We start from the raw sequence: 15,120 nt of genomic DNA on the forward strand, positions 1-15,120 counted from the left end.
CATGTGTGGCATCGCAGGCACATATCGGTGGCCGGAGGGAAAGGCCGTGACCGACCGGCTCACCGAGGTCCTCGCCCACCGGGGTCCGGACGGGGCGGGCCGCTACAGTCATCCCGCCGGTGACGGCGAAGTGCATCTGGGGCACCGCCGGTTGGCGATCATCGACCTGTCCGGGACCGGCGCCCAGCCGATGGTCTCGGACGGCCTGGTCCTGACGTATAACGGCGAGCTGTACAACGCGCCCGAGCTGCGCTCCGAACTGACGGCCGCCGGGGCGCGCTTCCGCGGCACCTCCGACACCGAGGTGCTGCTCGAGGCATGGCGGCGCTGGGGCACGGATTGTCTGCCCCGGCTGCGCGGCATGTTCGCGTTCGGGGTCTTCGACGAGCGCACCGGTGAACTGGTGCTCGCCCGGGACCAGTTGGGCATCAAGCCGCTGTTCCTGATCCGGCGCGGCGAGGGTCTGGTGTTCGCGTCGGAGCTCAAGGCGCTGGCCGCCGTGACGGGCGGGTCGCTGGAGGTGGACCACACGGCGCTGGTGGCCTCGCTGCTGTACTACTGGGTGCCGGACTCGCGGTGCGCGTTCCGCGAGGCGGAGAAGCTGCCGCCGGGGAGCTGGCTGAGGTGCCGGCCCGACGGCCGGGTGGAGCGGGGCCGGTACTGGAACCTCGAGGACGTCGCCGCCGAGGGCCGGGAGCGGGCCCGGGCCGGTGAGCTGCCCGACCTGGCCGCCGTGGTCGAGGAGTCGACCCGGCGCCATCTGCTCTCCGACGTGCCCGTGGCGACCTTCCTGTCCGGCGGCCTCGACTCCAGCTATCTGACCGCGCTGGCGGCCCGCCACCGGCCCGGGATCTCCGCCTACACGATCGGATTCCGCGCCGAGGACGCCAGGTTCGAGGCGATGCCGGACGATCTGCGCTACGCCCGGCGGGTCGCCGAGCGGTTCGGCGTCGACCTGCACGAGATCGAGATCGCCCCGGACGTGCTCGACCTGCTGCCGCGCATGACGTACACGCTGGACGAGCCGATCGGGGACCCCGCGGCGATCAACACGTTCCTGATCTGTTCGGCCGCCCGGGAGGCCGGGGTCAAGGTGATGCTCTCCGGGATGGGCGCCGACGAGCTGTTCGCCGGCTACCGCAAACACCTGGCCAACCTGATCGCGCTGCGCTACCACCGCGTCCCTCGGCCACTGCGGAGCGGTCTGGCCGCGGCCGTGGACCGGCTGCCGGTCGCCTCCGCCCGCCGCGGGTACCGGTCGGTGCGCTTCGCGAAGCGGTTCCTGTCCTTCGCCGGTCTGCCGGAGGAGACCGCGTTCCGGCGCAGCTACACCCTGTACGACCAGGATGAGCTGCTCGCCCTGCTGAATCCGGACCTGACGCAGGCGGTCGACGACGTGCTGACCGAGCACGCGGACGTCTACCAGGACAACGACCTCGACGACTTCGTCAACCGCATGTGTCTCGCCGACGCCCGGATGTTCCTGCCGGGCCTGAACCTCGCCTACACGGACCGGTCGAGCATGGCCGCGTCGACCGAGGTGCGGGTGCCGTACGTGGACGTCGAGGTGGCCGAGGCGGCGTTCGCCGTGCCGGGCGACCGCAAGATCGTCGGACGGCAGGGCAAGGCCGTCCTCAAGGAGGCGGCCACGTCGGTCCTTCCCCGGGAGATCGTCTACCGGCCCAAGGGCCTGTTCAGCGCTCCGCTGCGCGCCTGGATGAGCCGGGACCTGGCGCCGCTGGTGCGCGAGGTGGTCAACGACGGTGTGCTCGTGCGTTCCGGTTTCCTGCGCCGTGACGCGCTGGCGCGCATGGTCGCCGAGGACGCCGCCGGGCAGCGGGACTTCTCCAAGCATCTGTGGCACGTGCTGACCCTCGAGTACTGGTATCGCGACGCGACCTCTGGGTCCGGCCAGAGCACTCGGTAGACGGATCGGGAATCAGAGGAGTTCGGGTGAAACAGGTCGTGCAGAACTACAAGAGCGGTGAGCTGACGGTGCTCGACGTGCCGGCGCCGGGGTGCAAGCCGGGCGGGGTGCTGGTGCGTACCGCCTTCTCGCTGATCTCCACGGGGACCGAGCTGATGAAGGTGTCCGAGGCCGGCATGTCGATGCTGGGCAAGGCTCGCTCCCGTCCCGACCAGGTCGCCAAGGTCGTGCAGAGCGTGGCGACCAACGGGGTGCCCGCGACCTACCGCAAGGTGATGGGCAAGCTGGACTCCTACACGCCCCTGGGCTACTCGCTGTGCGGGGTGGTCGAGGAGGTCGGCGCGGGGATCGACGATGTGAAGGCCGGCGATCTCGTGGCCTGCGCCGGCAACGAGCACGCGTTGCACGCCGAGTTGAACTGGGTGCCGAAGAACCTCTACACGCCGGTGCCGGACGGGCTCGCGCCGCGGCAGGCTGCCTTCGGCACCGTCGGGTCGATCGCGTTGCAGGGCGTCCGCCAGGGGGAGCCGCGGCTCGGTGAAGTGGCGCTGGTCGTCGGCCTCGGTCTGATCGGGCAGTTGACGGTGCAGTTGCTGGTCGCCTCGGGAGTGCGCGTCGTCGGGGCGGACCCCGATCCGGTGCGCTGCGAGCTGGCCGAGCGGCTGGGCGCGGCGGCCTGCGGCGATCCCGGCTCGGCGGCCGTGGAGAGCGCCGTCGCCGAACTCACCGGCGGTCATGGGGTGGACCAGGTGTATCTGGCCGCCGGCGGCGGGAGCAACCAGCCCGTCGAGCTGGCCGCGCGCCTGAGCCGCGACCGCGGCCGGGTCGTCGACATCGGCAAGTGCAGCCTGGACCTGCCGTGGAACGCGTACTACGAGAAGGAGCTCGACGTCCGTTTCTCCCGCAGCTACGGCCCCGGACGCTACGACCCGGAGTACGAGCTGGAGGGCCGGGACTACCCGATCGGCTACGTCCGCTGGACCGAGCGGCGCAACCTGGCGTGCTTCCTCGACCTCGTCGCCCGCGGCCATGTCGACGTGGAGCCCCTGGTGTCGCACGTCGCCGACTTCGACGACGCCGTCGAGACGTACCAGGGCTTGAAGGACGGCGAGTTGAAGGCCGTGGCCGTGCTGTTCCGGTACCCGGGCCAGGGGGTGGAAGCGGCGGCCCCGGCGGTGGCGGTGCCCGCGGTGAGCGTGAAGCCGCGTCCGGTCCGGGCGGCCACGACGCCGGTGCGCCTCGCGTTCGTCGGCGCGGGGAACTACGCGACGTCGATGCTGCTGCCGCATCTGGCCGGGCGTGACGGCGTGGAGTTGTCGGCCGTCGTCACCACGACGGCGCTGTCCGCGGCCAACGCGCAGCGCAAGTTCGGTTTCGCCGCGGCGACCACCGACCTCGACGCCGTGCTCGGCGACGACTCCGTCGACGCGGTGTTCGTGGTCACCCGCCACAGCTCGCACGCCGAACTGACGCGCAGAGCGCTGCTCGCCGGCAAGGCGGTCTTCGTGGAGAAGCCGTTGGCGCTCACCGAGGGCGAACTGGGCGGTGTTCTCGCGGCTGTCGAGGAGTCGGGCAACGACCGGCTGCAGGTGGGCTTCAACCGCCGGTTCGCGCCGCTGCTGCGGGAGGCCAAGGAGCGGTTCGGCCTCCGGAGCGGTCCGGCGAATCTGCGCTACCTGGTCAACGCGGGCCGGCTCGCGCACGGCAGCTGGTACCTCCGACAGGGCGCCGAGGGTTCGCGGTTCGCCGGCGAGGGCGGGCACTTCATCGACACGGCGAGCTGGCTGCTGGAGGCCGACCCGGTCTCGGTGTACGCGGTCGCCCCGTCCGGCAACGAGGACCTGCACGTCGTACTGCGCTACCCGGACGGGTCCACCGCCACGATCAGCTATGTCACCACGGGCCCCTCCGGATTCCCCAAGGAGACGCTGGACCTGGTCGCGGACGGCAAGGCGCTGCGGCTGGACGACTTCGTCCGCGCCTCGGTGTACGACGGCCGCCGCAGGCAGTGGGTCGGTTCACGGCTGCCCAAGGCCCGGGACAAGGGCCAGAACGCCGAACTGGCCGCGTTCGTCAGGGCCGTGCGGACCGGCGGGCCGATGCCGGTGCCGCTTCAGTCGCTGGTCGCCACCACGGCGGCCACCCTCGCCGTGCACACCGGTCTGGCGAGCGGTGCGCCGGTGACGTTGGAGCGGGCGCGATGACGGTGAGCTCGGGGAGTCCGGGGTGGTACCTGCGGCGGCTGTCCCGGATGGGGCCGGCGGAGGTCGCGGGCCGGGCGAACGACGCGGTGCGCAGGCGGCGGTGGCGCTCCGCGCCGCCCGACTGCCCGGAGGTGACCGGCGCCCGGTTCACGGCCGTGCTGCCCGCGGGGACGGTCGCCGAGCTGCCGCCGGACGCGGTGAAGCGTCTCGTCGCCGAGGCGGACCGGCTGATGGACGGGCACGCCGAGTACTTCGGGGTCGTCCGCGACGACATGGCCGACCCGGACTGGTCGTACGACCCGAAGACCGGGCGGCGGGCGCCGCAGGGTCACGCCTTCGACGTGCCGTACCGGGACGAGGACGCGGTCGGGGACATCAAGCAGATCTGGGAGCCGTCCCGGCACCAGTACCTCACCGTGCTCGCCGCCGCCTACGCGGTCACCGGCGACGAGCGGTACGCCGAGCGGGTGGCCGCGCACCTGCGGTCGTGGTGGGCGGCCAACGCGCCGTTGCGCTCGGTGCACTGGACCAGCGGCATCGAGCTGGGGATCAGGCTGCTGTCCTGGGTGTGGGTCCGCCGGCTGCTCGACGGCTGGCCGGGCGCGGCCGGACTGTTCGAGGGCAACCCGGTGGCGGTGAACCAGATCTGGCACCACCAGCGCTGGCTGGCCGCCTTCCCCAGCCGGGGGTCCTCGGCGAACAACCATGTGATCGCCGAGGCCGCCGGGCAGTTCGCCGCGGCCTGCGCGTTCGGCTGGTTCCCCGCCTCGGCGCGGTGGCGGGCGGGCGCGCTGAAGTCTCTGGAACGGCATCTGCGCGGCAACACCTTCCCCTCCGGCCTCAACCGCGAGCTGGCGAGCGAGTACCACGGGCTGGTGCTGGAACTCGGCCTGGCCGCGCTGGCCGAGGCGGACGCGGCGGGCGTACCGGTTCCGGCGACCGTGCGGCTGGTGTTGCTGCGGATGACGGACGCGCTCGCCGCCGTCGTGGACAACCGGTTGCGGCCGCCGCGCCAGGGGGACGCCGACGACGGGCACGGTCTGGTCGTGGACGGCGCGGGCACCGACCGCTGGGGCTCACTGCTGGCCACCGGTGACGCCGTGTTCGGCCGGCTCGACTGGTGGCCGGCGGTGACCGGCGCCGATGTGCGCACCCCGCTGCTGGCCGCGTTGATCCGGCCGTACGCGACGAAGGCGACGGCGCGTCCGGCGAGCCGACCGGGCCACTTCGCCGACGCCGGCCTGACCGTCCTGCGCGGTCCTGGGGAGATCTGGTGCCGCTGTGACGGCGGCCCGCACGGGTTCCTGTCCATCGCCGCGCACGCTCACGCGGACGCGCTGTCCGTGGAGGTCCGGCACGACGGGGTCGACGTGCTCGCCGACCCGGGGACGTACTGCTACCACGGGCAGGCTCGGTGGCGGCGGTACTTCCGGTCGACCCTCGGCCACAACACCCTGCAACTGGACGGCGAGGACCAGTCCGTCTCCGGCGGCCCGTTCCTGTGGACCCGGCACGCCCGCAGCCGTGTCCTGGTCGCGGAGCCGTGCGACGCCTCTGGCGGGGGGACGGCCCGCTGGTGCGCCGAGCACGACGGCTACCGCCCCTCCACGCACCGCCGCCGGGTGGAGCTGGCGGCCGCGAGCCGGGAGCTGAGGGTGGTCGACGAGGTCCGCGGCGGGCCCGGCCGACGCCGGACGGTGCGGCTCGCGTTCCATCTCGGCCCGGCGATCGCCGCGGACCTGGTGGACGACCGGGCGGTACTCACCTGGACCCGGGACGGCGAGGACCGCTCCGCGACGCTCGACCTGCCCGGGGGGCTCCGCTGGCGGGCGCACCGCGGCGAGATCGACCCGCCGCTGGGCTGGTACTCCCCCGGCTTCGGGCGCAAGGAACCCGCCACGACGCTCGTCGGCACCGGTTTCGCCGACGGCGCGGCGGAGTTCACCACCGTACTCAGGTTCCACGGCTAGGGAGGGGGCACGTGCGGATCGAGCGGCGGCACCGGGCGTTCACCGTGGCAGCGTTGGCACTGGCCCTGCTGGCGGTGACCGGCTGTGAGAGCGCGCCGGAGGCGACGCCGAGGCCGAGCGCGCGGCACAGTCCGTCCGCCGCGCCGTCCGCGGCGGTGGCCAGGGTGTGCGCCGAGCCCGCGGCCGGGCCGGCCAAGGCGCCCGCGGGCGCGGTGACGGTCGACCCGACCGTCCTCGGCGACCTGGCCGCGAAGACCGAGAGCAGCCCGCCGCACACCACGTTCTGGCTTCGGCCGGGCCGGCATCTGCTGGAGCCGGACCGCTACGCCCAGGTGATGCCCAAGGAGGGGAACACCTACCTCGGCGCTCCGGGCGCGGTGCTCGACGGCCGCAGGACCAACCAGTACGCGTTCGGCGGCACCGCCCGGGGCGTGGCCGTCCGCCATCTGACGGTGCAGGGGTTCGTCGCGCCGCACGACGAGGGCGTCGTCAACCATGACATGGCCGACGAGTGGGTGATCGAGCACACGAAGATCCAGTACAACTCCGGCGCCGGGCTGATGGCCGGCGCCCGCCAGCGGGTCCGCGCCAACTGCCTGCGCGGCAACGGGCAGTACGGCATGAACGCGTACAAGACCGGTGACTCCATCCGCGGTCTGCTGGTCGAGGGCAACGAGATCGTGGGCAACAACACCGACGACTGGGAGCGCCGGCGGCCGGGCTGCGGCTGCACCGGAGGCGTCAAGTTCTGGGCGGTCGACGGCGCCGACGTACGCGGCAACTGGGTGCACGACAACCGCGGCGCCGGATTGTGGGCGGACAACAACAACAACGACTTCCTGGTCGAGAACAACGTGCTGGAGGCCAACGACGGCGCGGCGCTGATGTACGAGACCAGCTACAACGCGATCATCCGGAACAACATGATCCGGCGGAACAACTGGGTCGAGGGCCGCAGCGGCGCCGAGCGCGGGGACAGCTTCCCGTTCGCGGCCGTCTATGTGTCGGAGTCCGGCGGCGAGCCCCGGATACCGGCCCGCACGGACAAGATCGAGATCTACCGGAACGTGCTGAAGGACAACTGGTCCGGGATCACCCTGTGGGAGAACGCCGACCGGTACTGCAACAGCCCGGCCAACACCTCGACGGGCTACTGCACGTTGCTGGTGAAGGACACCGGCAGGTGCGCCCGGCCGGCGATCGCCGCCGCGCCGCTCTACGCGGACTGCCGGTGGAAGACCCAGCGGGTGGACATCCGCGGCAACCGCTTCGCCCTGGACACCTCCGTCGTCGAGTGCGCGGTGCAGTGCGGCCGCATGGCGGTGCTCTCCAACTACGGCACCTATCCGGACTGGTCACCGTACAAGGGCAAGCGGGTGGCCGAGGCAATCACCCTCAAGCAGGGCAACCGCTGGCACGACAACGTCTACCGCGGGCCGTGGAGCTTCGTCACCGACGACCAGAGCCGGAAGCTGGACTTCGCCCAGTGGCAGGGCACGCCGTACCGGCAGGACACGGGCAGCACCCTCGACCCGAGGAACGGTGGCTGACATGGACGGCGACCGCACACCCGTGGGAGAGGAACGCACACCGAAGGCCGTGGGGATCGTCTGGGCGCTGCTGGGCCTCAACACGCTCGGCTCCGCCGGGGCGAAGACCGTCGTCCCGCTGAGCCGCTCCCTCATCCAGATGGCCACCATGGGCGCGCTGGTCGCCGCGTTCACGCTGGCGCTCCTGCTCAATGTCCGGCTGCTCATCCGGCCCAGTGCCTTCGTGTTCCTGCTCACCCTGCTGCTGGTGCCGAGCGTGATCGCCAGCGCGGATCCGGAGTCCGGGCTCGGCGCGCTGTTCCGCTGCGCCCGGCTGGTCGTCTTCGTCGCCACGCTGTGGCTGCTCAGCCGCTGGTGGGACGGCGGCCTGACGTTCGTCCGCCATCACATCCGGATGTATTTCGCGGTGCTGGCGCTGGTGGCCGCCGGTCTGGCCGTCTCGCCGGGCACCGCCATGCCCGAGTACTACGGCGGGCGGCTGGTCGGCGCGCTGTGGCCGCTGACGCCGCCGCAGATCGGACAGTACTCGGCGGTGATCATCGGGCTCACCGTGCTGCTCCTCCTCGGCCGCCGGACCAGCGGGGCGGGCGCGGCGGCGGTGATCGTGCCGGCGCTCGTCCTGCTCGCGCTGACCCATACCCGCACGGCCACGCTCGGTCTGCTCATCGGGCTGGCGCTGGCGATCGGCTCGCTCGTCCTGACCAGCGCAGTCGCCCGCCGGTTCTTCACCTGGGCGGTGGTGTGCGCCCTGGTGGCCGCGGTGGCGTTCAGTTCCGCGCTGCGGGCGTGGTTCCTGCGCGGGCAGAGCAAGGAGAACTTCTCCAATCTCACCGGCCGGGCCAAGGTCTGGGACGCCCTGCTGGCGGCGCCCCGGACCACGGAGGAGAAGCTGTTCGGGATGGGGCTGGGCGACAAGTCGTTCGACGGGCTGCCGATCGACAACAGCTGGCTGGCCGTCTACCTCGAACAAGGGCTGGCCGGCGTCGCCATCGTGGCGGCTCTCCTCCTCGTGCTGGGCGGCGTGGCCCTGCTGCGGCCGCCGTCGCTGCCGAGAGCCTGCGCGATCTTCCTGATCAGCTACGTCGGGCTCTCGTCGTACACCGAGGCCGGGCTGGGCGACGCCTCGCCGTATCTGCTGCACCTGGCGCTGGCCGCCACCCTGCTGGTGGCGCCCGCCGCGACCGCGCCCCTTTCGACGCCCGAAGTCCCCCGCCGACGCATCCCGGGATGGGTCCGCAGAACGGAGGTGACCTGACCGTGCGAGGCCTGCGCGTGCTGGTACTGCACAACCACTACTCCTCGGCGCAGCCGAGCGGGGAGAACAGGGTCGTCGAGCAGGAGGTGGGGCTGCTGCGTGCGGCCGGGCACCGGGTGGAGGTGTTCGAGCGGCGCAGCGACGACATCGCCTCCCGGTCCCTGCTGGGCAAGGCGGCGGTGCCGCTGCTGGTGCCCTGGAACCCGGCGGTCCGCTCGGAGCTCACCGCCCGGCTCCGCGCCGAGCGGCCGGACGTGGTCCACGTCCACAACGTCTTCCCGCTGCTGTCGCCCGCGGTGCTGGCCGCCTGCGCCGAGGCGGGCGTGCCCGCCGTCGCGACGTTGCACAACTACACCCAGATCTGTCCGCCCGGCACGCTGCGGCGGGACGGCCGGCTGTGCACCGAGTGCGTCGGTCCCGCGGTGCCGCTGCCCGCGGTCCGGCACGGCTGCTACCGGAGTTCCCGGCTGGCGACGGTGCCGCTCGCGGTGAGTCTGACGGTCAACCGGCGGCGGTGGCGCTCGGGGGTGGAGCGGTTCTTCTGCATCTCCGAGGCGCAGCGCGACATCCTGGTGCGGGCCGGCATGCCGGCGGAGCGGCTGACGGTGAAGCACAACTTCGTTCCCGAGCCCGGCGTCCGCCGGGCGGGCGCCGGAGAGCAGCTGCTCTTCCTGGGCCGGCTGGCGGAGGCCAAGGGGGTGCGGCTGCTCATGGCCGCGTGGGACGAGATCGCCGCGGCCGGCGGGGTGGGCGTGCCGCTCGTGATCGCCGGGGCGGGGCCGCTGGAGCGGGAGGTGACCGCCTGGGCGGAGGGCCGGGACGATGTGCGCCACGTCGGTCTGCTCGACCCGGAACAGTGCCGGCGGGCGGTCGCGCGGTCGGTCGCCGTGGTGGCTCCCTCGATGGCTCTGGAGACGTTCGGCCTGGTGGTCGCCGAGGCGATGGCGGCGGGGGTGCCGGCCGTCGCCGCCGGTCACGGCGCCTTCGTCGAGCTCGTCGAGGACGGGGTGAGCGGGCTGCTGCACCGGCCGGGCGAGGCCGCCTCGCTCGCGGCATGTCTGCGCCGGATCACGACCGCCCCGGACCGCAACCGGGAGATGGGCCGGGCGGCCCGGCGGCGATACGAGCAGGACTTCAGCCCGGTGGTCGGGCTGGAGCGCCTGGTGGAGGGGTACCGCTCCGCGATCGCGGGCCGGACGGAATCAATGGGGGGCAGTAGATGACACGATGCCGACTGTGCGGCTCGGAAGCGATGGCGAGCGTCGTCGACCTGGGGGCGACGCCGCCGTGTGAGAGCTTCCTCGCCGCGGACCGGCTGGACCAGCCGGAACCGGCGTACCCGCTGCATCTGCGGGTCTGCACCGACTGCTGGCTGGCGCAGATCCCGCCGCTGATCACGCCGGAGGAGACGTTCGAGGAGTACGCGTACTTCTCCTCGTACTCGACGTCCTGGGTGGAGCACGCGCGCACGTTCGTCTCCGACGCCGTACAGCGGCTGGGGCTCGGGGCCGACGCGTTCGTGGTGGAGGTCGCGAGCAACGACGGGTATCTGCTGCGGCACGTGGTGGACCGCGGGATCCGCTGTCTGGGCATCGAGCCGTCGGTGAACGTCGGCGCGGCGGCGCGGGACGCGGGGGTGCCCACGCTCACGGAGTTCCTGAGCCGTCGGACCGGCTCGGCCGTGCGCGCCGAGCACGGCCCGGCGGACCTGGTCGTGGCGAACAACGTGTACGCGCACATCCCCGACGTCGTCGGGTTCACCCGGGGACTGCGCGCCCTGGTCGCCGACGACGGCTGGGTGTCGATCGAGGTGCAGCACCTGCTGACCCTGATCGAGGAGAACCAGTACGACACGATCTACCACGAGCACTTCCAGTACTACACGGTCGCGTCCGCGATCCGGGCCCTCGCGAGCGGCGGACTCACGCTCGTGGACGTCGAGTTGCTGCCCACGCACGGCGGCTCCATCCGGTTGTGGGCCCGCCCGGCCGAGGCGGCGGGCGAGCCGACGCAGCGGGTGACGGACGTGCTGGCCCGGGAGAAGGCCGCCGGGCTGCAGGAGCTGTCCGGGTACACCGAGTTCTCCGCCCGGGTGGCCAAGGTCCGCCGGAACCTGTTGAAGTTCCTCATCGAGGCGGCCGAGCGCGGCGAGACGGTCGTCGGCTACGGCGCTCCGGGCAAGGGCAACACCCTGCTCAACCACTGCGGCATCCGGCCCGACCTGCTCCCGTACACGGTCGACCGCAACCCCTACAAGCACGGCAGGTTCACGCCGGGCACCCGCATCCCCGTCCTGCCGCCCGAGCGGATCGCCGCGGACAAGCCGGACTACGTCCTGGTCCTGCCGTGGAACCTGCGGGCCGAGCTGACCGAGCAGTTGTCCTTCGTGCACGACTGGGGCGGCCGGCTCGTCTTTCCCATACCGGAACTGAGCATTGTCGAGGTCGAGCGGTGAAGGTCGTACTGTTCTGCGGCGGTTACGGAATGCGGATGCGCAACGGGTCCTCCGACGACGTGCCCAAACCGATGGCGATGGTCGGCCCCCGGCCGCTGATCTGGCACGTCATGCGCTACTACGCGCACTTCGGGCACACGGAGTTCATCCTGTGCCTGGGGTACGGGGCGCACCACATCAAGGACTTCTTCCTCAACTACGAGGAGACGACGTCCAACGACTTCGTGCTGCGGGGCGGGCGGACCGAGTTGCTGTCGACCGACATCGCGGACTGGACGATCACCTTCGCGCAGACCGGCATCGAGTCGCCGATCGGGGAGCGGCTGCGCCGGGTGCGGCGCCACCTGGACGGCGACGAGATGTTCCTCGCCAACTACGCCGACGTGCTCACCGACGCCCCGCTGCCGGAGATGATCGACCGGTTCTCCCGGCGTGACGCCGGCGCGTCGATGATGGTGGTGCCGCCGCAGTCGTCGTTCCACTGCGTGGACCTGGGCGAGGACGGTCTGGTGGGGGGCATCACCGCGGTGAGCGACATGCCGCTGTGGGAGAACGGCGGTTACTTCGTGCTCCGCCAGGAGGTCTTCGACCACATCCCGGAGGGCGGCGACCTGGTCGCGGACGGGTGCGCGCAACTCGCCAAACAGGGAAGGCTGTTGGCCCATCAGCACCGCGGCTTCTGGAAGCCCACCGACACCGTGAAGGAGCGGGCCGCGCTCGACGACGCCTACGCGCGGGGTGACCGCCCGTGGGCCGTGTGGGAGCGGGACGGCGCGGGGGTGAGCGCGTGATCCGTCTCGGGGCCGGGCGGCTGGAGCGGATCGTCGCGGTGGGCGCGCACTGCGACGACATCGCCATCGGCGCCGGCGGCACGCTGCTGACGCTGTGCCTGGCGCGGCCGGGCGTCCGCGTCGACGCGCTGGTGCTCTCCGGCGGCGGCGGCGAGCGGGAGCAGGAGGAGCAGGCCGCGCTCGCCGCCTTCTGCCCGGGCGCCGATCTGCGGCTGACCGTGCACAAGCTGCCGGACGGCCGGCTGCCCGCACACTGGGACGAGGCCAAGGCCGCGGTCGAGGAGCTGCGCCTGCGGGCCGACCCGGATCTGGTCCTGGCCCCGCGCGCCGACGACGCGCACCAGGATCACCGCGGCCTGGCGCGGCTCATGCCCACGGCGTTCCGCGACCAGCTGGTCCTCGGCTACGAGATCGTCAAGTGGGACGGCGATCTCGGCCGTCCGTCGGCGTACCAGCCGCTGTCGCCGGAGACCGCCGAGGAGAAGGTGCGGCTGTTGCAGGAGCACTACCCCTCGCAGCGGCACCGGCCCTGGTACGACCGCGAGGCCTTCCTCGGTCTCGCGCGGATCCGCGGCATCGAATGCCACGAGCGTTACGCCGAGGCGTTCGCCGTCACCAAACTCACGCTCAACCTGGGGGGTTGAACCTTGCGCGTACTGCTGACCGGACACCAGGGCTACTTGGGCACCGTGATGGCCCCGGTGCTCGCGGCCGCCGGGCACGAGGTCGTCGGCCTGGACGCGGGCCTGTTCGCCGACTGCGTCCTCGGTGAGACGCCCGCGGACCCGCCGGGACACCGGGTGGACCTGCGCGACGTCACGGCCGAACACGTGGCCGGGGTGGACGCCGTGGTCCATCTGGCCGCGCTGTCCAACGACCCGCTGGGATCGCTGGCGCCGGAACTCACCTACGACATCAACCACCACGCGTCCGTACGGCTGGCCCGGCTGGCCCGCGACGCCGGGGTGCGGCGCTTCCTGTACGCGTCGACCTGCTCGGTCTACGGCGCCGCCGGCGGTGACGACCTGGTGGCCGAGGACGCCCCGCTGCGCCCGGTGACGCCGTACGCGGAGTCCAAGGTGCGGGTGGAGGACGACCTGCACGCCCTCGCCGACGGCGACTTCAGCCCGGTGTACATGCGCAACGCCACCGCCTTCGGCTTCTCGCCCCGGCTGCGGGCCGACATCGTGCTGAACAACCTGGTGGGGCACGCCCTGTTGTCCGGCGAGGTGCTCGTGCTCTCCGACGGCACGCCCTGGCGCCCGCTGGTGCACGCGGCCGACATCGCCCGGGCCTTCGCGGCAGCGCTGGTCGCGCCGCGCGAGGCGGTGCACGACCGGGCGTTCAACATCGGCAGCGAGACCAACAACGTCACGGTCGCCGAGATCGCCGAGCAGGTCGCGGAGGCGGTGTCCGGGGCCAAGGTGGTGATCACCGGGGAGAACGGCGCCGATCCGCGGTCGTACCGGGTGGACTTCTCCCGGTTCCGCGCGGCGATCGCCGGCTTCGAGTGCGCGTGGACGGTGAAACAGGGGGCGCTCGAACTCGCCGACGCCTACCGGAAGTTCGAGCTCACCAAGGAGGACTTCGACCGGCGCTTCACCCGGCTGGCCGTGCTGCGCGCGGCGTCCGGCGCCGGCGCCGTGGACGACACGCTGCGGTGGCGCCGGTGACCGCGGCCGGCGAACGGCCGGCGGTGTCGGCCGGCGAGCAGATGCACGCGCTGGTGAAACGGCTGTACCCGCTGTGCCGGAGCATCACCGGCGACGGCGTGCGCGCCACCCTGGACATCGTCGGCGAGTACGTCCCGCTCCGGGTGCACGAGGTGCCGACCGGCACGCAGGTCCTCGACTGGACCGTGCCGCAGGAGTGGAACATCCGTGACGCGTACATCGCCGACACCGCCGGGAACCGGGTCGTCGACTTCGCCGCGTCCAGTCTGCACGTGCTCGGTTACAGCGTGCCGGTGTCGGCGACCATGCCGCTGACCGAGCTGCGCGGACACCTGCACACCCTGCCCGACCACCCGAACTGGGTTCCGTACCGCACCAGTTACTACAAGCGGGAGTGGGGGTTCTGCCTGTCCCAGGAGACCCTGGACGCGCTGCCCGACGGCGACTACGAGGTGCGCGTCGACTCCACGCTCGCCGACGGCCATCTCACCTACGCCGAGCACGTGGTCCCCGGGCAGGTCGCCGACGAGGTGATCGTCTCCTGCCATGTCTGCCACCCTGCGCTGGCCAACGACAACCTGGCCGGCGTCGCGGTGGCGACGTTCCTGGCGCGGGAGCTGGCGCAGCGGACGCCCCACTACACCTACCGGTTCATCTTCGCGCCCGGCACCATCGGGGCGATCACCTGGCTGGCCCGTAACGCGGACCGGGTGGACCGGGTCAAGCACGGACTGGTGCTGGCCTGCGCCGGCGACCGGGGCCGGCTGACGTACAAGCAGAGCAGGCGCGGCGACGCGGAGATCGACCGGGTACTGCGGCACGTGTTGTCCGTCTCCGAACGCCCGCACCGCGTCACCGAGTTCACCCCGTACGGCTACGACGAGCGGCAGTACTGCTCGCCCGGGTTCGACCTCGCGGTGGGCTCGCTGAGCCGGACCCCGTACGCCGGCTACCCCGAGTACCACACCTCGGCGGACGATCCGGACTTCGTCTCCCCGGAGGCGATGGCGGACACGCTCGCGGTGTGCCGCGAGGCGTTCGCAGTCCTGGACCGCAACCGGCGGTACGTCAACCTCAGCCCCTACGGCGAACCGCAGTTGGGCCGGCGCGGGCTGTACGACGCGCTCGGCGGCCGCAGCGACACCAGGCAGACCCAGATGGCCATGCTCTGGGTGCTCAGCCTCTCCGACGGCGAGCACAGTCTGCTGGACGTCGCCGAGCGGTCCGGGCTGCCGTTCGACACCGTCGCCGAGGCGGCCGACGCCCTGCGCGACGCCGAGCTGATCAAGGCGTGA

Annotated in this window: 11 protein-coding genes; all 11 read left to right on the plus strand. The window is 72.2% G+C overall.

What is annotated here, in order from left to right:
- Nucleotide 1 precedes the first annotated feature (1 nt).
- The 11 genes from asnB to ACIRS4_RS02480 are packed head-to-tail and all read left to right on the plus strand — an operon-like array spanning nucleotide 2 to nucleotide 15,120.
- On the plus strand, nucleotides 2-1,927 hold the full coding sequence (gene asnB, locus ACIRS4_RS02430; RefSeq protein WP_404188776.1) for an asparagine synthase (glutamine-hydrolyzing): 1,926 nt from the start codon (nucleotides 2-4) through the stop codon (nucleotides 1,925-1,927).
- Nucleotides 1,928-1,953: 26 nt separating this feature from the next.
- Nucleotides 1,954-4,131 (plus strand): bi-domain-containing oxidoreductase, encoded by a 2,178-nt coding sequence (locus ACIRS4_RS02435; RefSeq protein ID WP_404188779.1) that lies wholly within the window; start codon nucleotides 1,954-1,956, stop codon nucleotides 4,129-4,131.
- Entirely contained in the window at nucleotides 4,128-6,101 is a 1,974-nt protein-coding gene (locus ACIRS4_RS02440) for an alginate lyase family protein (RefSeq protein ID WP_404188782.1), read from the plus strand. Before ACIRS4_RS02435 ends, ACIRS4_RS02440 begins: the two co-directional genes overlap by 4 nt.
- 11 nt (nucleotides 6,102-6,112) lie before the next feature.
- A complete protein-coding gene (locus ACIRS4_RS02445; RefSeq protein WP_404188785.1) occupies nucleotides 6,113-7,651 on the plus strand; it encodes a right-handed parallel beta-helix repeat-containing protein in 1,539 nt (512 codons plus the stop codon).
- A gap of 1 nt (nucleotide 7,652) precedes the next feature.
- Complete coding sequence (locus tag ACIRS4_RS02450) at nucleotides 7,653-8,906, plus strand: O-antigen ligase domain-containing protein (protein ID WP_404189762.1); 1,254 nt, start codon at nucleotides 7,653-7,655, stop codon at nucleotides 8,904-8,906.
- A gap of 11 nt (nucleotides 8,907-8,917) precedes the next feature.
- A complete protein-coding gene (locus ACIRS4_RS02455) occupies nucleotides 8,918-10,129 on the plus strand; it encodes a glycosyltransferase (RefSeq protein ID WP_404189765.1) in 1,212 nt (403 codons plus the stop codon).
- Nucleotides 10,126-11,361, plus strand: a complete 1,236-nt coding sequence (locus ACIRS4_RS02460) for a class I SAM-dependent methyltransferase (RefSeq protein WP_404188787.1) — start codon at nucleotides 10,126-10,128, stop codon at nucleotides 11,359-11,361. Before ACIRS4_RS02455 ends, ACIRS4_RS02460 begins: the two co-directional genes overlap by 4 nt.
- The gene (locus tag ACIRS4_RS02465) at nucleotides 11,358-12,152 is read left to right on the plus strand and encodes a glucose-1-phosphate cytidylyltransferase (RefSeq protein WP_404188790.1); all 795 of its coding nucleotides are present in this window, start codon (nucleotides 11,358-11,360) and stop codon (nucleotides 12,150-12,152) included. Before ACIRS4_RS02460 ends, ACIRS4_RS02465 begins: the two co-directional genes overlap by 4 nt.
- On the plus strand, nucleotides 12,149-12,796 hold the full coding sequence (locus ACIRS4_RS02470; protein WP_404188793.1) for a PIG-L deacetylase family protein: 648 nt from the start codon (nucleotides 12,149-12,151) through the stop codon (nucleotides 12,794-12,796). Before ACIRS4_RS02465 ends, ACIRS4_RS02470 begins: the two co-directional genes overlap by 4 nt.
- A 3-nt stretch (nucleotides 12,797-12,799) precedes the next feature.
- A complete protein-coding gene (locus ACIRS4_RS02475) occupies nucleotides 12,800-13,825 on the plus strand; it encodes an NAD-dependent epimerase/dehydratase family protein (RefSeq protein ID WP_404188796.1) in 1,026 nt (341 codons plus the stop codon).
- A 41-nt stretch (nucleotides 13,826-13,866) separates the two neighbouring features.
- Entirely contained in the window at nucleotides 13,867-15,120 is a 1,254-nt protein-coding gene (locus tag ACIRS4_RS02480) for a DUF4910 domain-containing protein (RefSeq protein ID WP_404189767.1), read from the plus strand.

The organism is Streptomyces sp. NPDC101166, assembly GCF_044768125.1.
Lineage (GTDB): Bacteria > Actinomycetota > Actinomycetes > Streptomycetales > Streptomycetaceae > Streptomyces.